We start from the raw sequence: 19142 nt of genomic DNA, 5'->3' as shown, positions 1-19142 counted from the left end.
CGGCATGCCGCAGGGCCCCGTCATCGAGACCGAGCGGCTGGTCCTGCGTCCGCCGCAGGCGGCCGACTTCGAGCGCTACGCCGAGCTGCTGGCCGACGAACATGCCTGCCGCTTCATCGGCGGCAGCGCCAGCCGCGCCGCGGCCTGGCGCAAGTTCCTGCAGATGCCCGGCGCGTGGATGGTGCAGGGTTTCGCCATGTTCTCGGTGATCGACAGGGCCACCGGCCTGTGGCTGGGCCAGTCCGGCCCGTGGCGGCCGGAGGGCTGGCCGGGCAACGAGGTCGGCTGGAGCTTCCATCCCCAGGCCTGGGGCCGGGGCTACGCCACCGAGGCGGCCACCGCGGCGATCGACTGGGCGTTCGCGGAACTGGGCTGGGACCATGTCATCCATTGCATCGACCCGGAGAACCTCCCCTCGCAGCGGGTGGCCCAGCGCCTGGGTTCGCGCAACCAGGGACCCGGCCGGTTGCCCGAGCCCTTCGCCGGAGCGCGGATCGACATCTGGGGCCAGACCCGCGCGCAATGGCTGGCGCGGCGCGCAGCCGTCGCCTGAGCCCGGCCGCCGCGGACCGCCACCCGAACGATCGCACAGGAGCCTGGCTGATGGACCTGGAACGGCTGCAACTGGAAACCCCGCGCCTGCTGCTGCGGGTGCCGCGCAGGGAAGACTTCGAGGCCTGGGCGGCGTTCGTGGCCGACGAGGAAGCCACCCGCCATATCGGCGGCGTGCAGCCGCGCCCGGTGGCCCGGCGCGGGCTGGCGGCGATGCTCGGCTGCTGGCACCTGCAGGGCCATGCCATGTTCTCGGTGATCGAGAAGGCCAGCGGGCAGTGGATCGGCCGCGTCGGCCCGTGGCAGCCGGAGGGCTGGCCGGGCCCGGAGGTGGGCTGGAGCATCGTCCGCAGCCACTGGGGCCGTGGCTATGCGCCGGAAGCGGCGGCCGCGTGCATGGACTGGGTATTCGACGTGCTGGGCTGGGAGGAGGTGATCCACACCATCGAACCGGCCAACGAAAGGTCGAAGGTGGTGGCCACCAAGCTCGGCTCGCGCTACCTGCGCATGGGGCAGCTGCCGCCGCCGCTGGATGCCACCGCCGAGATCTGGGGCCAGACCCGCGACGAATGGCGCGCGTTCCGCGCCGCGCGCGGGTGAATCCCTTGCGCGCCTTGCCCGAACGCCGCCGCGATGCCGCCCCCGGCGCCCAGGCGGTCCACACTACCCAGGCCATCCGGCACCGGCGCGCGCATGCGCGGGCGCGGACTGGCCGCCGCTGGATCCCGACAACACCGGGGCGCACGCCGCCCCGCACAGGACACCGACCCGCCGACGCATGAACGCAGCCGCCATTCCCGCCTGGAAGAAGGGCATCAACCGCGCCGAGATCTGCGACCGCAACTTCACCGAGGCCGTGCGCGCCTGGGAGGGCAGCCCGCGGCCGCGCCCGCGCGACGACGAACCGGTGTTGCCGGGCAGCGCGCTGGACGCGCGCGGCTTCCGCGAACTGTTCGAGTCGCAGCTGGTCAGCCGCCACCTGGACCTGATGGCGCGCGTGCTGCGGGTGCAGAACAAGGTCTTCTACACCATCGGCTCCAGCGGCCACGAGGGCAACGCCATGGTCGCGCGGCTGGCCCGCCATACCGATCCGGCGTTCCTGCACTACCGCAGCGGCGGCTTCATGGCCGAGCGCTTCCGCAAGCTGCCGGGCATGGACCCGGTGATGGATTCGGCGCTGAGCTTCGCCGCCAGCGCCGAGGACCCGGCCTCCGGCGGCCGCCACAAGGTCTGGGGCAGCAAGCCACTGTGGGTGCTGCCGCAGACCTCGACCATCGCCTCGCACCTGCCCAAGGCGCTGGGCACGGCCATCGCCATCGAGCAGGCGCGGCGCATCGGCCACGCCCTGCCGGTGCCGGCCGACAGCATCGCCATCTGTTCCTTCGGCGACGCATCGGCCAACCACGCCACCGCGCAGACCGCATTCAACGCCGCGGCCTGGACCGCCTACCAGAAGCTGCCGGCGCCGGTGCTGTTCGTGTGCGAGGACAACGGCATCGGCATCTCGGTGAAGACCCCTGACGGCTGGATCGGCAACCGCTTCCGCAACATGCCGGGCCTGGACTACTTCCACGCCGACGGCCTCGACCTGGCCGCAGGCTACGCCCAGGTGCAGGCGGCGGTGGAGCACTGCCGCAGCACCCGCCGGCCGACCTTCCTGCACCTGCGCACCACCCGGATCATGGGCCACGCCGGCACCGACTTCGAGATCGAGTGGCGCAGCATCGAAGAGCTTTGCGCGGTGGAGGCCAGCGATCCGCTGCTGCGCAGCGCGGCCATCGCCCTGGAGTCGGGGCTTTACTCGAAGGACGAACTGCTGGAGCTGTACGAGTCCATCCGCCGCCGCTGCTTCGCCGCCGCGGAGGAAGCCGACCGCCGGCCCAAGCTCGCCAGCCTGGAGCAGGTGATGGCGCCGCTGGCGCCATACTCGCCCGACGCGGTGGCGGCCGAGGCCACGCGCCCGGCGCCGGAAGATGCGCGCATCGCCGCCTACGGCGGCGCCGACAGGCTGCCGGAGAAGCAGGCGCCGCGCCACCTGGCGGTCCAGATCAACCAGGCCCTGCACGAGCTGCTGGCCAAGTACCCGGAAAGCCTGCTGTTCGGCGAGGACGTGGCGCAGAAGGGCGGCGTGTACACGGTGACCAAGGGCCTGTACAAGGCCTTCCGCGGCAACCGCGTGTTCAACACCCTGCTGGACGAGACCATGATCCTCGGCCTGGCCCAGGGCTACGCCAACATGGGCATGCTGCCGATCCCGGAGATCCAGTACCTGGCGTATTTCCACAACGCCTGCGACCAGGTCCGCGGCGAGGCCTGCTCGCTGCAGTTCTTCAGCAACGGCCAGTACGCCAACCCGATGCTGGTGCGCATCGCCGGCCTGGGCTACCAGCGCGGCTTCGGCGGCCACTTCCACAACGACAACTCGATCACCGCCCTGCGCGACATCCCCGGCCTGGTGGTCGGCTGCCCCAGCCGCGGCGACGACGCGGTGGAGATGCTGCGCACCCTGGCCGCGCTGGCGAAGGTCGACGGCCGCGTGGCCGTGTTCCTGGAGCCGATCGCGCTGTACATGGCCAAGGACCTGCACGAGGCCGGCGACGGCCAGTGGCTGTTCCCGTACCCGGAGCAGGGCCGGGCCATGCCGCTGGGCGAGGGCAGGGTCTACGGCGAGGGCAACGACGACCTGGTGATCATCACCTACGGCAACGGCGTGCCCATGAGCCTGCGCGCCGCGCGCCGGATCGAGGAACGCCAGGGCTGGAAGGTGCGGGTGGTCGACCTGCGCTGGCTGGTGCCGCTGAACGAGGAGTTCATCCGCGAGCAGGCGGCCAGCGCCAGGCGCCTGCTGGTCGTGGACGAGGGCCGGCGCAGCGCCGGCGTGGGCGAAGGCGTGGTCACCGCGATCATCGAGGGCGGCTTCGGCGCGCGCCCGTTCCGCCGCGTGGTGGGCGCGGACACGTACACTCCGCTGGCAGGCGCCGCGTTCCTGGTCATCCCGGGCAAGGACGACATCGTCGCCGCGGCCGCGGAGCTGGACAGCTGAGATGTGTGGACTTGCAGGATTCCTGATGGCGCAGCCGCGGCTGCACGGCGACGTGCTGGCCGCGCGCGCCCGGGAGATGGGCGGCGCGCTGGTGCACCGCGGACCGGACGACGCCGGTACCTGGGTCGATGCCCAGGCCGGCATCGCCCTGGCGCACCAGCGCCTGAGCATCCTCGACCTGTCGCCGCTGGGCCACCAGCCGATGGAATCGGCCGACGGCCGCTACGTGCTGGCCTACAACGGCGAGGTCTACAACTTCGCCCCGCTGCGCGCCGCGCTGGCGGCGGTGGGGCACCGCTTCCGCGGTCACTCGGACACCGAGGTGCTGCTGGCGGCGGTGGCCGAGTGGGGCATCGAGGACGCCCTGCAGCGCTGCAACGGCATGTTCGCCATCGCCCTGTGGGACCGCCGCGAACGCTGCCTGTGGCTGGCCCGCGACCGGGTCGGCAAGAAGCCGCTGTACTACGGCTGGGCCGGCGACGCCCTGGTGTTCGGCTCCGAGCTGAAGGCGTTGTGGCGACACCCGGATTTCGACAACGGCGTGGACCGCGACGCGCTGGCCCTGCTGCTGCGCTTCAACTACATCCCGGCGCCGTACTGCATCCACGAGCGCGCGTTCAAGCTGATGCCCGGCAGCCTGCTGCGGCTGGACGCGGCGGCGGCGGCCGCCGGCGCCGCCGCGCACGACCCGCAGCGCGCGCAGCAGCGCTGGTGGGACCCGCGCGAACGCATGCGCAAGGCCATCGCTACCCCGTTCGTCGGCGGCGACGACGAAGCCGCCGCGGCGCTGGATGCGGTGCTGCGCGACGCGGTGGGCCTGCGCATGGTCGCCGACGTGCCGGTGGGCGTGTTCCTGTCCGGCGGCACCGATTCGTCCACCGTGGCCGCGCTGATGCAGGCGCAGAGCGCGGAGCCGGTGCGCAGCTTCACCATCGGCTTCCGCGGCTCGGACCACGACGAGGCGCCGCTGGCGCGCGAGGTGGCCGACTACCTGGGCACGGCGCACACCGAGTTCGAGGTCGACGGCGCCGACGCGCTGGCGGTGGTGCCGCAGCTGCCGGCGATGTTCGACGAGCCGTTCGCCGATGCCTCGCAGATCCCCACCGCGATGGTCAGCCGCCTGGCGCGCCAGGAGGTGACGGTGGTGCTTTCCGGCGACGGCGGCGACGAGCTGTTCTTCGGCTATGGCCGCTACCAGCGCGCGCTGCGCAACTGGCGCATGGCGCGGACCCTGCCACGCCTGCTGCGCCACGGCCTGGCCCGCCTCCCCGGGGCGCGCGGCGAATCGGCGCGCACCGGCGGCGTGGCGACCCTGCTGGCCGAGTCCGGCGTGCAGGGCATCGGCGACGTCTACCGCAACCGCGTCTCGCGCTGGCGCAACCCGGCCGCGGTGGTGACCGGCGCGCGCGAGCCGCAGACCATCTACCACGAGGCCGATCCGCTGGGCCTGCCCGGGCGCGAGGCCGAGGCGATGATGCTGGCCGACTTCATGGCCTACCTGCCTGACGACCTGCTGTGCAAGGTCGACCGCACGAGCATGGCGGTGGGCCTGGAGGCGCGCGCGCCGCTGCTGGACTGGCGGGTGGTGGAGCTGGCCTGGTCGCTGCCGCAGCACATGAAGCTGCGCGGGGACACCAGCAAGTACCTGCTCAAGCGGGTGCTGCGCGGCTACCTGCCGGATGCCATGGTCGACCGCCCCAAGCGCGGCTTCGGCGCGCCGGTCGGGCAATGGCTGCGCGGGGACCTGGCGCAATGGGCTGGCGACCTGCTGGATCCGGTGGCGATGCGTCGCGAAGGCCTGTTCGACGCGGCGCGGGTGGACGCGATCTGGCGCGGCTTCCGCCGCGGCCAGCGCAAGTGGCACACGCACCTGTGGAACGTGCTGATGTTCCAGGCCTGGCACGCCTGCTGGCGGGCCAGCCGCGGCGGCTGAGGCAGGCCGCGCCGGGCCTTCACCCCGGCCACGCATGGCGCTTCCTAGGATCGGACCTTCCCTTCCAGGAGCAGGCCCATGAACAGGCGCAAGGTGGCGGTCATCGTCGGCAGCCTCCGCAAGGATTCGATCAACCGCAAGCTGGCCCGGGCGCTGGAGCGGCTGGGCGGGGACCGGCTGCAGTTCGACCATGTGCAGATCGGCAACCTGCCGCTGTACAACCAGGACTTCGACGGCGACTACCCGGCCGAGGGCAACGCGCTCAAGCAGCAGATCCGCGGCGCCGACGCGGTGCTGTTCGTCACCCCCGAGTACAACCGCTCGGTGCCGGGGGTGCTCAAGAATGCGATCGACCTGGCCTCGCGTCCCTATGGCGACAGCGCCTTCGCCGGGTTGCCGGCGGCGGTGATAGGCGCCTCGCCGGGCGCGATCGGCACCGCGCTGGCGCAGCAGCACCTGCGCAACATCCTTTCCTACCTGGACATGGCGGTGCTGCCGCAGCCGGAGGCCTTCATCCAGTTCCAGGAGGGCCTGGTCGAGGAAGACGGCCGGGTGTCCAGCGCGGATACCCGTGAGTTCCTCGAGGACTTCGTCGACCGCTTCGTGGCCTGGATCGACCGCCAGCGCGAGGGCTGAGGCTCAGCCCGGCAGCAACTGCGCCAGGCCCGAGCGCAGGCGTTGCAGCGGGCTGGCGTCCACCGGGCCGGCGTCGGTGAGCGAGGCCGCGACCAGGCGCCGGAACGGCGCCAGCGCGGCGCCGGCGCGCAGGGTTGCGGTGCGCAGCACGCGCGCGGCCGGGCGGTCGTTGGTGTACAGCCCGACCACGGCGCGGGTGGCCTGGAACAGCGGCCAGCAGCCCTGGCGATGGCGGCGCTGGTACAACGCCAGCAGGGCCGGGTCGCCCGGGTCGCGGCCCTGGCGGACGGCGGTGCGCAGCACCCCGGCCAGGCGCTCGACCCCGGCCAGGCCCAGGTTGAAGCCGTGCGCGGTGACCGGGTGCATGCCCACAGCGGCGTCGCCGGCCAGGGCCAGGCGCGGGCCCACGAAGCGCCGTGCCCAGGTCGCCACCAGGGGATAGACGTGGCGGCTGCCGGCCAGTTCCATCCTGCCCAGGCGGCCGTCGTAAAGCCGCTCCACCGCAGCGTTGAAGCCGGCCTCGTCCATCGCCGCCAGGGCCCGGGCCTGCTCGCCGGGCAGGGTCAGCACGGCAGAGGCCAGGTGCTCGTCCAGCGGCAGCAGGGCGCGGGTGGCGCCGGTGCCGAACCATTCCCAGGCAGCGTGGTGGTGCGGGTGCTCGTGCCGCATCCGGCACACCAGCATGCTCTTGCCGAAGTCGTGCAGGTCGGCGTCGATGCCCAGCGCGCGACGGGTCTCGGAGAAGCGGCTGTCGGCCGCCACCAGCAGGCGTGCATGCAGGCGCGGGCCGTCCTGCAGCTGCACCCAGGCCGCGTCGGGGCCGGCGTGCAGGGCGGCGATCCGGGCCTGGTCGTGCAGCGCGATGCCCGGCGTGGCCTGGACCGCGTCCCAGGCCGCGCGCCGGATCAGGTGGTTGGCCACCAGGTTGCCGAGGCGGTCGTGGCCGGGATCGGGGTCGACCACCATGGCTTCGGCCAGGTCGCGGTCCATGATCCGGGCCTGGCGCAGCGGGTGGACGTGCCCGGCCGGGATCCGCTCCCAGATGCCGAGCTCGCCCAGCAGGCGCATGGAGGCGTGGGTCAGGGCGATCTCGCGGCCGTCGAAGGCCGGCTCGGCCAGCGCCGCCCGCGGCTGGCGCTCGACCAGGGCCACGCCCAGGCCCAGCGGTGCCAACGCCCGCGCCAGGCTCAGCCCGACCGGGCCGGCACCCACGATCACCACGTCGTACTGCATGCGCTTCTCCTGCCAGGGACCGTGCGCGAGTCTAGGTGGGCCCGGCGGCCCCGGCCCTGATCCTGGTCAAACCGGGCGCAGGGCCTGCAGGGATCCCGGCCGCGGCGGCTATACTGCCCCGTCCGGCGCCGGTTTCCCGGCGTTTCCGCCATTGTGGATCAGCCATTTGGGGGAAGTTCCGGATAAACCACATCAATCGGTGGGGCCAGGGCGGCGCCCGGTTCCACCACGGGAAGCGACTGCCGCATGCGCCTGTCCACCATCAAGCTGTCCGGATTCAAGTCGTTCGTCGATCCGACCACGCTGCACCTGCCCACCAACATGACCGGCATCGTCGGTCCCAACGGGTGCGGCAAGTCCAACATCATCGACGCGGTGCGCTGGGTGATGGGCGAGAGCTCGGCCAGCCGCCTGCGCGGCGACTCGCTGACCGACGTGATCTTCTCCGGCTCGGCCGCGCGCAAGCCGGTGTCGCAGGCCACGGTCGAGCTGATCTTCGACAACTCCGACCACACCATCTCCGGCGAGTACGCCGCCTACAACGAGATCTCGGTCAAGCGCACGGTCAGCCGCGACGGCCAGAGCAGCTACTACCTCAACGGCACCAAGTGCCGCCGCCGCGACATCACCGACCTGTTCCTCGGCACCGGCCTGGGCCCGCGCAGCTATTCGATCATCGAGCAGGGCATGATCAGCCAGATCATCGAGGCCCGGCCCGAGGACCTGCGCGTCTACCTGGAGGAGGCCGCCGGCATCTCCAAGTACAAGGAACGGCGCAAGGAGACCGAGACCCGCATCCGCCACACCCGCGAGAACCTGGACCGCCTCAACGACCTGCGCGAGGAGGTCGACAAGCAGCTCGAACACCTGCGCCGCCAGGCGCGCCAGGCCGAGCAGTACCAGGCCCTGGCCGCGGAGCGGAAGGTCAAGGACGCGCAGTGGAAGGCGCTGCAGTACCGGCTGCTGGACCAGCAGCTGCAGGCCCTGCGCGAGAAGCTGGCGCAGGAAGAGACCAGGCTGGAGCGGATCATCGCCGGCCAGCGCGAGGCCGAGCGCGAGATCGAGACCGGCCGCGTGCGTCGCGAGGAGGCTGCCGAGGCGCTCAACGCCGCCCAGGCCGAGGTCTACAAGGTCGGCGGCGTGCTGGCCCGGATCGAGCAGCAGATCCAGCACCAGCGCGAGCTGGCCAACCGCCTGAACCAGGCCCGCGACGAGACCGCCACCGCGCTGGAGGAGCTGGACCGCCACATCGGCGGCGACCGCGAGAAGCTGGAGGCGCTGCAGGCCTCGGTCGAGGAGGCCGAGCCGCGCCTGGAGCAGCTGCGCGAGGACGACGTGTTCCGCCAGGAGGCCCTGCGCGAGGCCGAGGCGGCGCTGGCCGACTGGCAGCAGCGCTGGGAAGTGCATGGCCGCCAGGCCGCCGAGGCGTCGCGCGCAGGCGAGGTCGAGCGCACCCGCGTCGACTACCTGGACCGCCAGGCACTGGAAGCCGAGCGCCGCCGCGAGGCCCTGCAGGCCGAACGCGCCGGGCTGGACGTCGAATCGCTGGCCGAAGCCTTCGAGCAGGCGCAGATCGAGCACGAGACCCGCAAGACCGAGCTGGACGGGCTCAACGAGCTGCTGGAGGCGCGCAAGCAGGACGTGGCGACGGTGCAGGACCAGCAGCGCGCCGCCCAGGCCGAGCTGGCCGAGGTGCGCAAGCAGGCCCAGGCCGCGCGCGGCCGCCTGTCCTCGCTGGAGACCCTGCAGCAGGCCGCGCTGGGCCAGGAGCAGGGCGCCGCGGTGGCCTGGCTCAAGGCCCGCGGCCTGGATTCGGCGGCCCGCGTCGGCGAGCGCCTGGTGGTGGAGGAAGGCTGGGAGAACGCGGTCGAGAGCGCCCTGGGCCAGCTGATCGAAGGCGTGCTGGTCGACGCCCCGGAGCAGCTGGTCGAGGCCCTGGCCGATCTCGGCGAGGGCCGCATCGCCCTGGTCGCCGACGGCGAGGGCGAGGCCGGCTTCGCGCCGACCTCGCTGGCGGCGAAGGTACGCGGCCCGCTGGCGATCCGGCGCCTGCTGGCGCGCCTGCACGCAGCCGAGGACCTGGCCGCCGCGCGCGCCCTGCTGCCGCAGCTGGCGGAAGGCGACTCGGTCATCACCCGCGCCGGCGAGCGCCTGGGCGAGGGCTGGGTGCGGGTCTCGCGCCAGGGCGCCGCCCGGCAGGGTGCGCTGCTGCGCGAGCGCGAGATCCAGGCCCTGCGCGCCACCATCGAGGAACTGCAGGCGCGCGAGGCCGACCTGGAGGCCCACCTGGCCGACCTGCGCGGGCGCCTGCTGGCCGCCGAGCAGGCGCGCGAGGACGCCCAGCGCCAGCTGTACCTGGCGCACCGCGCCGTGTCCGAGCTGGCCGGCCAGCTGCAGAGCCAGCAGGGCCGGATGGACAGCGCGCGCCAGCGCATCGAACGCATCGAGGCCGAGCTGGCGCAGTTGGCCCAGACCCTGGAGGCCAGCCGCGAGCAGGCGCGCGAGGCGCGCGCGCGGCTGGAGGAAGCGGTGGTGGCCATGGGCGACCTCGAAGCCGAGCGCCAGGCCCTGGAAGCCGAGCGCCGCCAGCGCACCGAGGCCCGCGACCTGGCGCGCGAGGCCGCGCGCGCCAGCCGCGACGCCACCCACGCCCTGGCCCTGGGCCTGGAGTCGCAGCGCACCCAGATCGCCTCGCTGACCCAGTCGCTGCAGCGCATGTCGGCGCAGCGCGCGCAGCTGGAGTCGCGCCTGGGCGAGATCAGCTCCCAGCTGGAGAGCGGCGATTCGCCGGTGCAGGCGCTGGAGGCCGAGCACCAGGCGGCGCTGGCTGAACGCGTGCGGGTCGAGCGCGCGCTGGGCGAGGCCCGCGCCGTGCTGGAGGCGATCGACCACGAGCTGCGCAGCCACGAGCAGTCGCGCCAGGAGCGCGACCAGCAGTCGCTGGCCCAGCGCGAGCGCATTTCCCAGCTGCGCCTGGAGCAGCAGGCGCTGCAGCTGAAGGCCGAGCAGCTGGTGCAGGCGATCGGCGAGGACGGCCAGGCCGTCGATGACGTGCTCAACACCCTGCCCGAGGTCGCCGACCCGCGCGAGTGGGAGCAGGCGGTGGTGCAGATCGACGCGCGCATGCGCCGCCTGGAGCCGGTCAACCTCGCCGCGATCCAGGAATGCGGCGAGGCCGAGCAGCGCAAGCAGTACCTGGATTCGCAAAACGCCGACCTGACCGCGGCGCTGGAGACCCTGGAGGAGGCGATCCGCAAGATCGACCGCGAGACCCGCGGCCGCTTCAAGGACACCTTCGACCGGGTCAACGCCGGCGTGCAGGCGCTGTACCCGCGCCTGTTCGGCGGCGGCCACGCCTACCTGGAGCTGACCGGCGACGACCTGCTGGATACCGGCGTGGCGATCATGGCGCGCCCGCCGGGCAAGCGCGTGTCCAACATCTCGCTGCTGTCCGGCGGCGAGAAGGCGATGACCGCGGTGGCCCTGGTGTTCGCCATCTTCCAGCTCAATCCGGCGCCGTTCTGCCTGCTGGACGAGGTGGACGCGCCGCTGGACGAGGCCAACGTCGGCCGCCTGGCGGCGATGGTCAAGGAAATGAGCGAGAAGGTGCAGTTCCTGTTCGTCACCCACAACAAGGCGACGATGGAGGCCGCGCACCAGCTGTCCGGCGTGACCATGCGCGAGCCGGGCGTGTCGCGCCTGGTGAGCGTGGACCTGGAGGAGGCCGCGCGCCTGGCCGGCGCCGCCTGAGCAGGCCTGGCGCCGGGGTTTTTCCGGCGCTGGCGGCATGACATGCTTGCACCCTGACTGGCATACGGCGGAGAACTGAATCCATGGACGACAGAGACCTGCTGCGCATCGGCATCCTCGTTGCCGGCGCGTTGCTGATGCTGGCGATCTGGTACTTCGGCTCCCGCCCGCGCAAGGAGCAGCAGGGCCGGCGCCGCGAATCGCCCGCGCCGGCCGCCGCCGCGCGCCGCGAGCCGCAGCTGGACGACGATGGGGAAGGCGAGGGCGCCGAAGCCGCGGGTGGCGAGGTCAGCCAGCCCGAGCTGGGCCTGGAGGAGCCGGCGGCGGCGGCGTCGACCAGCACCCTGGGCAAGCGCGAGATCCAGGACTTCGACAAGATCGTGTCGCTGTACGTGGCCGCCCGTGCCGGCAGCGTGCTGCGTGGCGAGGACATCGTGGTGGCCGCGGAGAAGACCGGCATGGTCTTCGGCCACATGAACGTGTTCCACCGCCTGCTGGAGGGCCATCCGGACCGCGGTCCGGTGTTCAGCATGGCCAGCATCATCAAGCCCGGCAGCTTCGACATGGCCAACATCCGCGAGCTGGAGACCCCGGCGATCGCGTTCTTCCTGACCCTGCCCGCGCCGGTCCCGGCGCTGGACGCCTGGGAGAAGATGCTGCCGACCGTGCAGCGCATGGCCGAACTGCTGGACGGCGTGGTCCTGGACGAGAACCGCAACGCCCTGGGCCGCCAGCGCATCGCCCATATCCGCGACGAGCTGCGCGCCTACGACCGCCAGCACGAAGCGCCGCCGCTGACCAAGGCGCCGCGCTGGTAGGCGGCGCCGGCGTGCCGCCATGGCCATCCCGGCCCGGGCCACGCCACCCTTCGTCGTCCCCTGCCTGGAGCACACCTGGCGCCTGTCCCGCGAGGGCGTGGGCGGTTTGTGGACCGGGTCGTTGCGCCTGGGCCCCGTCCGGAGCCCGCGCACCCGATGCTTTTGCCCCGGAACGCTGGCCGTCGCGTGGCCGTGACTGGTGAAGCGGACCCGCGCATGCCCGCACCGCGTCCGCAGCCGTGCATGCGCATGGATTCCGACGCCTGCCGGAACGACGGGCCTCGCGCCCCGGCAGCCTGCAGCCTGCCCGGCGCCTACGCCGCCGCCGCCCGCGCCGGCGCGAGCAGGGCGAACACCTCGCGGAAGCGCGCCATCTCCTCCCCGGTACCCACCGTGACCCGGACCCGGCTGGGCCACACCGGCCAGCTGCGGCCGATCAGCACCCCGTGTCCGGCCATCGCCGCGGCGAACTCCCTGCCGTCGGTGCCGACATCGACCATGAAGCAGTTGGCCTGCGAGGGCAGGCAGGGATAGCCGCGCGCCTGCAGCCAGGCGATGGTCTGGTCGCGCACCAGTGCATTGGCCCGGCGCCGTTCCGGCACCAGGCCCGGATCGCGCAGGCTGGCCAGGCCGGCGGCCAGGGCGGTGGCCGGCAGCGGATTGCTGCCGAACGCCGCCAGCTTCGCCAGCAGGTCGGGGCGGCCCAGGGCCAGGCCCAGGCGCAGGCCAGCCATGCCGTAGATCTTGGAGAAGGTACGCAGCACGACCACGTCGGCGCCGGCGCGCACGTGGTCCAGCATCGAGCGCTCCTGGCTGTACTCGATGTAGGCCTCGTCCACCAGCAGCACGCTGCCGGCGGGCTTGTTCGCCAGCAGCCAGTCCAGCTCGGCACGCGCGGTCACCGAGCCGGTCGGGTTGTTCGGGTTGCACACGTAGACCAGGCCCGCCTGCGGCGCGGCCGCGGCCATGGCGCGCACGTCGTGGCTGCCGTCGGCGCGCAGCCGCACCCGGTGCACGGCCGCGCCCTGCGCGGCGGCGGTGTCGGCCACTGCCTCGAAGGTCGGGTCGGCCAGCACCAGCGGCCGCTGCGGGCCGGTGAAGGCCAGCGCGGCGCGGTCCAGCGGGTCGCTGGAGCCGGCGTAGACGGCCACGTGGTCGACCGGCAACCCGTGCTGGCGCGCGAACTCGGCGGCCAGCTCCCCGCGCAGGCCGAACAGGTAGCGGCCGCTGGCGGGCAGGATCGCGCGCACCGCCTCCTGCGCGGCGGGCGAGGGACCCAACGGGCATTCGTTGAAGTTGAGCAGCACCGGCCCGGCACCGGCGGTGGCCGCCGCCGGCGCGGCCGCCTGCAGCGCGGCCGGGAGCGCCCCGGCGGCCAGGCCCGCGGCGGCCAGGCTGCTGCCGCGGAGGAAGGATCGACGGGACAGTGGGCTCATCGACGGAAGATTCAGTGGCGGTCCCCGCACGCTAGCGCCGCCGCCGGCGCGGCGGCAAGCGTCTGTCGGCGCTCACCGCGCGGCGGGTAAGATCGTGCCCCCGAACCACGTCGCGTGCAGATGACTTCCAGCCCGGCCCCCGCCGAACGTGCCGCCGACCTGCGGCGCAGGATCGAAGACGCCAACCGCCGCTACCACGAGCTGGATGCGCCCAGCATCACCGACGCCGAATACGACGCCCTGGTGCGCGAGCTGGAAGCGCTGGAGGCCGCGCATCCGGAACTGGCCGCGCCCGATTCGCCGACCCGCCGGGTCGGTGCCGCGCCCTCGGCGCGCTTTGCCCCGGTGGTGCACGCGGTGCCGATGCTGTCGCTGGGCAATGCCTTCAGCGACGAGGAGGTGGCGGATTTCGTGCGCCGCATCGCCGAGCAGCTGGACCGCCCCGAGCTGGTGTTCTCGGCCGAGCCCAAGCTGGACGGCCTGGCGATCAGCCTGCGCTACGAGGGCGGCGTGTTCGTGCGCGGCGCCACCCGCGGCGACGGCGCCACCGGCGAGGACGTGACCGCCAACCTGCGCACCATCGCCGACATCCCGCAGCGCCTGGCCGGCCGCGGCTGGCCGAAGGTGCTGGAGGTGCGCGGCGAGGTGTACATGGCCCGCGCCGCGTTCGAGCGCTGGAACGAGCAGGCGCGCCTGCACGGCGGCAAGGTGCTGGCCAACCCGCGCAACGGCGCCGCCGGCTCGCTGCGCCAGCTCGATCCCCTGGTCACCGCCAGCCGCCCGCTGAGCTTCTACGCCTATGGCGTGGGCCAGGTCGAGGGTGGCAGCCTGCCGGACACGCATTCGGGCACCCTGGCGAAGCTGCGCGAGTGGGGCTTCCCGGTCAGCGACCTGGTGCAGGTGGTGCGCGGCACCGACGGCCTGCTGGGCTATTACCGCGGGATTGGCGAGGCCCGCGACGGCCTGCCGTTCGACATCGACGGGGTGGTCTACAAGCTGGACGACTACGCCGGCCAGCGCGAGATGGGCTTCGTCGCGCGCGCGCCGCGCTGGGCCATCGCCCACAAGTTCCCGGCGCAGGAACAGTCCACCACGGTCGAGGCGATCGAGATCCAGATCGGCCGCACCGGCGCCGCCACCCCGGTGGCGCGGCTGAAGCCGGTGCACGTGGCCGGCGTGGTGGTGACCAATGCCACCCTGCACAACGCCGACCACGTGGCGCGGCTGGACGTGCGCGTGGGCGACACCGTGATCGTGCGCCGCGCCGGCGACGTGATCCCCGAGGTGGTGCAGGTGGTGCCCGAGCACCGCCCGGACGGCACGCAGCCCTGGACCATGCCAAGCCACTGCCCGGTATGCGGTTCGGAACTGGTGCGCGAGGAAGGCGCGGCCGTATGGCGCTGCAGCGGCGAAGCCGCCTGCCCGGCGCAGCTGAAGGAAACCATCAACCACTTCGCCTCGCGCCGGGCGATGGACATCGACGGCCTGGGCGACAAGTACGTCGAGACCCTGGTCGATGCCGGCATCATCCGCGGCATCGCCGACCTCTACGGCCTGGGCCGCGACCAGCTGCTGTACCTGAAGCTGGTGCTGGACGCAGAGTCGCCCGAGGCCCTGGCCGGCGCGGTGCAGCCGCACCTGCAGCCGGGCGAGGGCAGCGGCGCCGCGCTGGCGGCGCTGCTGGCCCTGGACGGCGGCGACGAGGGCTGGCGCACGCGCGCCCTGGGCCTGCCGATTGCCTTTGCCTGGAACCGGAAGAAGATCGCCACCCGCTGGGCCGAGAACCTGGTCGCGGCCATCGAACACAGCCGCGACACCACTTTGGCGCGGTTCCTCTACGCGCTGGGCATCCAGCACGTGGGCGAGAGCACGGCCAAGGCGCTGGCGCAGTGGTTCGGCGACCTGCAGCTGGTGCGCCGCCTGCCGTGGCCCCTGTTCAAGCGGGTGCCGGACATCGGCGGCGAGGTGGCGCGCGCGATCGGCCACTTCCTCGACCAGCCGGCCAACCAGGAGGTGATCGACCGCCTGCTGGAACGTGGCGTGCGCATCGGCGACGCGCACCCGCCCTCGCCGAAGCTGCGCGAGGGCCTGGACCTGGCCACGCTGCTGGTGGACCTGGAGATCCCGAAGGTCACCGCGGTGCGTGCCGCGCAGCTGGCGGCCGCCTTCGCCGACGCCCAGGCGCTGCTGGATGCCCCGGTGCACGCCCTGGTCACTGCCGGCCTGCCGGCGGAGAGCGCCAACGCCCTGGTGGCATGGCTGGAGCAGGAGGCCAATGCCGCACTGTTGCTGCGCAGCGCGCAGGCCCAGGCCGAACTGCTGGCCCTGGTGCCGCACCAGGCCGGGCAGGGCGCGGGCCCGCTGGAGGGCAAGACCGTGGTGCTGACCGGGACCCTGGCGGCGATGAGCCGCGACGAGGCCAAGGAGAAGCTGGAGGCGCTGGGCGCCAAGGTCGCCGGCAGCGTGTCGAGGAAGACCAGCTTCGTGGTCGCCGGCGAGGCCGCCGGCTCCAAGCTGGCCAAGGCCGGGGAACTGGGCATCGAGGTATGGGACGAGGCGCGCCTGCAGGCCTTCCTGGCGGAGCACGCATGAGCGCGGACGACTGGCGCCCCAGCGCGCAGATCGAGGCGCTGCGCCTGCGCGCGCGGCTGTACGCGCTGGTGCGCGCGTTCTTCGCCGAGCGCGGCGTGCTCGAGGTGGAGACCCCGATCCTGTCCGAGGCCGGCAACACCGAACCGAACATCGAGAGCTTCACCACCCGCTTCAGCGGCCACCGTTCGGCCGGTGCCGACCTGCGCTGGCTGCGTACCTCGCCCGAGTACCCGCTCAAGCGCCTGCTCGCGGCCGGGATCGGCGACTGCTACGAGCTGGGCCGGGTATTCCGCAACGGCGAGGCCGGCGGCCGCCACAATCCCGAGTTCTCGATGCTGGAGTGGTACCGGGTGGGCTGGGACCACCTGCGCCTGGCCGAGGAGACCGTGGAGCTGGTGCGCGCGGCCCTGGCCCTGGCCGGGCGCGATGCCCAAGTGCGCAGCACCACCTACCGCCAGCTGTACCTGGACCTGGCCGGGGTGGACCCATTCCTGGCCAGCGAGGCCGAACTGCGCGCCTGCCTGGATGGAATCGCCATCGATCCGGATGGGCTTGGCCGCGACGACTGGCTGGACCTGGTGATGACCCACCGCATCCAGCCGTCGTTCGCCGCCGACCGCATCACCGTGGTCCACGACTGGCCGGCCAGCCAGTGCGCGCTGGCGAGGATCCGCCCCGGCGACCCGCCGGTGGCCGAGCGCTTCGAGCTGTACCTGGGCCCGCTGGAGCTGGCCAACGGCTACCACGAGTTGACCGACGCGGCCGAACAACGCGCCCGTTTCCAGCGCGACGGCCGGGTGCGCGCCGGCCGCGGCGCCACGCAGCCGCCGCTGGACGAGCGCCTGCTGGCCGCGCTGCAGGCGGGCATGCCCGATTGCGCGGGCGTGGCCCTGGGCATCGAGCGCTTGCTGATGGCATTGGCCGGCACCGGCCGCATCGCCGACGTGCTCGCCTTCGACTTCGCGCGAGCCTGAACGTCCGCGCATGCCGTTCACCGCGCATTTCGCCTGCAAGGCCACAATCCCGGGGCAATGCCTGGACGGGAATCGGAACACGATGGTTGAGGGGAACCGTGCCGTTGCCGCCTGGATCCTCGCCCTGCTCGCGGGCGCGGCCTGGCTGGCGCCGCTGCCCGCGCCGGCGTCCACGCTGCCGGAGCAGGTGCGCTGCGCGTCGCACGACGCGCGGCGCGTGCATTGCCCGATGGACACCTCCCGCGGCGTGGTGCTGGTGCGCCAGTTGTCGCAGAACGCCTGCATCCGCGAGTCGGACTGGGGCGTGGATGCGCACGGCGTGTGGGTGGCGCGCGGCTGCCGCGCCGAGTTCCGCGCGCCTCCGGCGGCCGATGTCGCCACCCGCCGGGTGGTCCGCTGCGAATCGCGCCGCGGCCGAGTCGAGAGCTGCCCGGTGATCCTGCGCGGCGCCCCGGTGCGGCTGCTGCGCGAACTGGCGCTGGCGCCGTGCCGGTACGGCGAGAGCTGGGAGCTGGGCCGCAACGAGATCCGGGTTTCGCGCGGCTGCAAGGGCGAATTCGAGATCGGCGACCCGGAAACCGGCTTCCCGCCGGGGCCGCGGCTGCTGGAATGCGCCTCGCGCGACCATCGCCGCCGCAGCTGCGGCACCACGGTCGAGCGCGGGGTCGAGCTGGTGCGCCAGCTGTCCTCCGCCGCCTGCGTGGAGGGCGTCAGCTGGGGCTGGGACGCCGGCCGGGTCTGGGTGGACGAGGGCTGCCGCGCCGAGTTCGCGGTGGAGTAGCCGCGCGCGCCGGTAGAATGGCGCGATGGATACCGCCTTCGATTTCGACCGTTACGACCATATCCGCCCGATCCTGTGGACCGGCGAGGCGCTGGAGCTGCTGGACCAGCGCAAGCTGCCGTTCGCGGTGGAACACGTCACCTGCCGCGACAGCGACGAGGTCGCCCAGGCGATCCGCGACCTGGCGGTGCGCGGCGCGCCGGCGATCGGCATCGCCGCGGCCTGGGGCGTGGTGCTGGCGGCGCGCATGGTCGAGGCCGATGACGGCGCGCAGGCGCTGCAGAAGCTCGAGCCCGCGCTGCAGCGGCTCAACGCGGCGCGCCCGACCGCGGTCAACCTGGCCTGGGCGCTGGCGCGCATGCGCCGCGTGCTGGCCACGGCCGGCGCGGACTGGCGCCAGGTGGCCGCGCGCGAAGCGCAGGCCATCGCCGACGAGGACCTGGCCGCCAACCGCCGCATGGGTGCGCTGGGTGCGGCCATGATCGCGCCGGGCAGCGGCGTGCTGACCCATTGCAACACCGGCTCGCTGGCCACCGCCGGGTTCGGCACCGCGCTGGGCGTGATCCGCGCCGGCATGGCCGAAGGCCGCATCGCCAAGGTGTTCGCCGGCGAGACCCGGCCGTGGCTGCAGGGCGCGCGCCTGACCGTGTGGGAACTGCAGCAGGACGGCATCGACGCCACCCTGATCGCCGACTCGGCCGCCGCCCACCTGATGAAGACCGGCGCGGTGCAGTGGGTGGTCGTCGGCGCCGACCGCATCTGCGCCAACGGCGACACCGCCAACAAGATCGGTACCTACCAGCTGGCCATCGCCGCCCGCCACCACGGGGTGAAGTTCATGGTCGTGGCGCCGTCCTCGACCGTGGACCTGGACACCGGCAGCGGCGAGGCGATCGAGATCGAGCAGCGCGACCCGGGCGAACTGCACGGCGTCGGCGGCGTGCGCACCGTGGCCGAGGGGATCGCCGCCTGGAACCCGGTGTTCGACGTGACCCCGGCGGAACTGATCGATGCCATCGTGACCGAGCGCGGCGTGGTCGAGCGCCCGGCCGAGGCGGGGATGCGCGCGCTGTTCGCGGGCTGACCTTTTGCGGGTGGGGCGTCCCCGTCGCTGGCGAGGCGCGCCCATCCCCGGCAAGCGGGCGGGCCGCAGCGCCGGCGGAATGACACGGGGCATGCAGAAGGGCAGGGCGCCATTGCGTCGACCCTCGCCGCCAGGCCTGCCGCGGCGACCGCGCCCGCATCCGCCGCGTCCCTACGGGCCACGCTGCAGCAACCTGCCGCACCCAACGCCGGCCAATCACCCGGCCGCTTGCGTCCGGACCGGCCCGAAGCGCGGGAAAAGCGCCGCCTGCATGGTGCAAGTCCTTGTTTTTTCGTTGGATAAGCTGGCC

13 protein-coding genes are annotated in these 19142 nt (G+C 73.1%); 11 read left to right on the top strand and 2 right to left on the bottom strand.

Annotation, left to right across the window (positions count from 1 at the left end; genetic code table 11):
* The first annotated feature begins 4 nt into the window (after positions 1-4).
* The 5 genes from EIM48_RS06105 to EIM48_RS06085 all read left to right on the top strand — a co-directional run bounded on the left by EIM48_RS06105 (position 5) and on the right by EIM48_RS06085 (position 6164).
* Complete coding sequence (locus tag EIM48_RS06105) at positions 5-553, top strand: GNAT family N-acetyltransferase (protein ID WP_019397094.1); 549 nt, start codon at positions 5-7, stop codon at positions 551-553.
* A gap of 50 nt (positions 554-603) precedes the next feature.
* Positions 604-1152 carry a GNAT family N-acetyltransferase gene (locus EIM48_RS06100; protein ID WP_199728394.1) on the top strand — a complete coding sequence of 183 codons (549 nt, stop codon included), beginning with the start codon at positions 604-606 and terminating at the stop codon, positions 1150-1152.
* A gap of 178 nt (positions 1153-1330) precedes the next feature.
* Positions 1331-3595 (top strand): thiamine pyrophosphate-dependent enzyme, encoded by a 2265-nt coding sequence (locus tag EIM48_RS06095; protein ID WP_125111297.1) that lies wholly within the window; start codon positions 1331-1333, stop codon positions 3593-3595.
* Position 3596: 1 nt separating this feature from the next.
* Entirely contained in the window at positions 3597-5528 is a 1932-nt protein-coding gene (gene asnB / locus EIM48_RS06090) for an asparagine synthase (glutamine-hydrolyzing) (RefSeq protein ID WP_125111296.1), read from the top strand.
* Positions 5529-5606: 78 nt separating this feature from the next.
* Positions 5607-6164, top strand: a complete 558-nt coding sequence (locus EIM48_RS06085) for an NAD(P)H-dependent oxidoreductase (RefSeq protein ID WP_125076288.1) — start codon at positions 5607-5609, stop codon at positions 6162-6164.
* A gap of 3 nt (positions 6165-6167) precedes the next feature.
* On the opposite strand, the gene ubiM is transcribed toward EIM48_RS06085, so the two are convergent.
* Positions 6168-7397: a 5-demethoxyubiquinol-8 5-hydroxylase UbiM gene (gene ubiM, locus EIM48_RS06080; RefSeq protein WP_125111295.1), complete on the bottom strand. Its 1230-nt coding sequence runs from the start codon at positions 7395-7397 to the stop codon at positions 6168-6170.
* A gap of 246 nt (positions 7398-7643) precedes the next feature.
* Here ubiM and smc point away from each other — a divergent pair, with 246 nt between their 5' ends.
* Both smc and zipA read left to right on the top strand, forming a co-directional pair.
* Complete coding sequence (gene smc, locus EIM48_RS06075; protein ID WP_125111294.1) at positions 7644-11147, top strand: chromosome segregation protein SMC; 3504 nt, start codon at positions 7644-7646, stop codon at positions 11145-11147.
* An 83-nt stretch (positions 11148-11230) separates the two neighbouring features.
* Positions 11231-11965, top strand: a complete 735-nt coding sequence (gene zipA / locus EIM48_RS06070; RefSeq protein ID WP_019397101.1) for a cell division protein ZipA — start codon at positions 11231-11233, stop codon at positions 11963-11965.
* A 314-nt stretch (positions 11966-12279) separates the two neighbouring features.
* On the opposite strand, the gene EIM48_RS06065 is transcribed toward zipA, so the two are convergent.
* The gene (locus EIM48_RS06065) at positions 12280-13401 is read right to left on the bottom strand and encodes a pyridoxal phosphate-dependent aminotransferase (protein ID WP_125111293.1); all 1122 of its coding nucleotides are present in this window, start codon (positions 13399-13401) and stop codon (positions 12280-12282) included.
* Positions 13402-13521: 120 nt separating this feature from the next.
* On the opposite strand from EIM48_RS06065, the gene ligA reads away from it, so the two are divergent.
* The 4 genes from ligA (at position 13522) to mtnA (ending at position 18832) form a co-directional block, all read left to right on the top strand.
* Complete coding sequence (gene ligA / locus EIM48_RS06060) at positions 13522-15993, top strand: NAD-dependent DNA ligase LigA (RefSeq protein ID WP_125111367.1); 2472 nt, start codon at positions 13522-13524, stop codon at positions 15991-15993.
* Positions 15990-16967, top strand: coding sequence for an EF-P lysine aminoacylase EpmA (gene epmA / locus EIM48_RS06055; RefSeq protein WP_125076293.1), 978 nt, complete (start codon positions 15990-15992; stop codon positions 16965-16967). Before ligA ends, epmA begins: the two co-directional genes overlap by 4 nt.
* A gap of 82 nt (positions 16968-17049) precedes the next feature.
* Complete coding sequence (locus tag EIM48_RS06050) at positions 17050-17748, top strand: DUF3011 domain-containing protein (protein ID WP_186828177.1); 699 nt, start codon at positions 17050-17052, stop codon at positions 17746-17748.
* A 25-nt stretch (positions 17749-17773) separates the two neighbouring features.
* Positions 17774-18832 carry an S-methyl-5-thioribose-1-phosphate isomerase gene (gene mtnA, locus EIM48_RS06045; protein WP_125111292.1) on the top strand — a complete coding sequence of 353 codons (1059 nt, stop codon included), beginning with the start codon at positions 17774-17776 and terminating at the stop codon, positions 18830-18832.
* Positions 18833-19142 lie beyond the last annotated feature (310 nt).

The organism is Pseudoxanthomonas sp. SGNA-20 (genome assembly GCF_003931635.1).
Lineage (GTDB): Bacteria > Pseudomonadota > Gammaproteobacteria > Xanthomonadales > Xanthomonadaceae > Pseudoxanthomonas.
This window is presented reverse-complemented; position numbering and strand designations above follow the sequence as displayed.

Coding starts and splice junctions, on each gene's coding strand:
- EIM48_RS06105 (WP_019397094.1), top strand. CDS start 5: ATGCCGCAGGGCCCCGTCATCGAGACCGAGCGGCTGGTCCTGCGTCCG.
- ubiM (WP_125111295.1), bottom strand. CDS start 7,397: ATGCAGTACGACGTGGTGATCGTGGGTGCCGGCCCGGTCGGGCTGAGC.
- EIM48_RS06100 (WP_199728394.1), top strand. CDS start 604: ATGGACCTGGAACGGCTGCAACTGGAAACCCCGCGCCTGCTGCTGCGG.
- EIM48_RS06095 (WP_125111297.1), top strand. CDS start 1,331: ATGAACGCAGCCGCCATTCCCGCCTGGAAGAAGGGCATCAACCGCGCC.
- zipA (WP_019397101.1), top strand. CDS start 11,231: ATGGACGACAGAGACCTGCTGCGCATCGGCATCCTCGTTGCCGGCGCG.
- epmA (WP_125076293.1), top strand. CDS start 15,990: ATGAGCGCGGACGACTGGCGCCCCAGCGCGCAGATCGAGGCGCTGCGC.
- EIM48_RS06050 (WP_186828177.1), top strand. CDS start 17,050: ATGGTTGAGGGGAACCGTGCCGTTGCCGCCTGGATCCTCGCCCTGCTC.
- EIM48_RS06085 (WP_125076288.1), top strand. CDS start 5,607: ATGAACAGGCGCAAGGTGGCGGTCATCGTCGGCAGCCTCCGCAAGGAT.
- EIM48_RS06065 (WP_125111293.1), bottom strand. CDS start 13,401: ATGAGCCCACTGTCCCGTCGATCCTTCCTCCGCGGCAGCAGCCTGGCC.
- ligA (WP_125111367.1), top strand. CDS start 13,522: ATGACTTCCAGCCCGGCCCCCGCCGAACGTGCCGCCGACCTGCGGCGC.
- asnB (WP_125111296.1), top strand. CDS start 3,597: ATGTGTGGACTTGCAGGATTCCTGATGGCGCAGCCGCGGCTGCACGGC.
- mtnA (WP_125111292.1), top strand. CDS start 17,774: ATGGATACCGCCTTCGATTTCGACCGTTACGACCATATCCGCCCGATC.
- smc (WP_125111294.1), top strand. CDS start 7,644: ATGCGCCTGTCCACCATCAAGCTGTCCGGATTCAAGTCGTTCGTCGAT.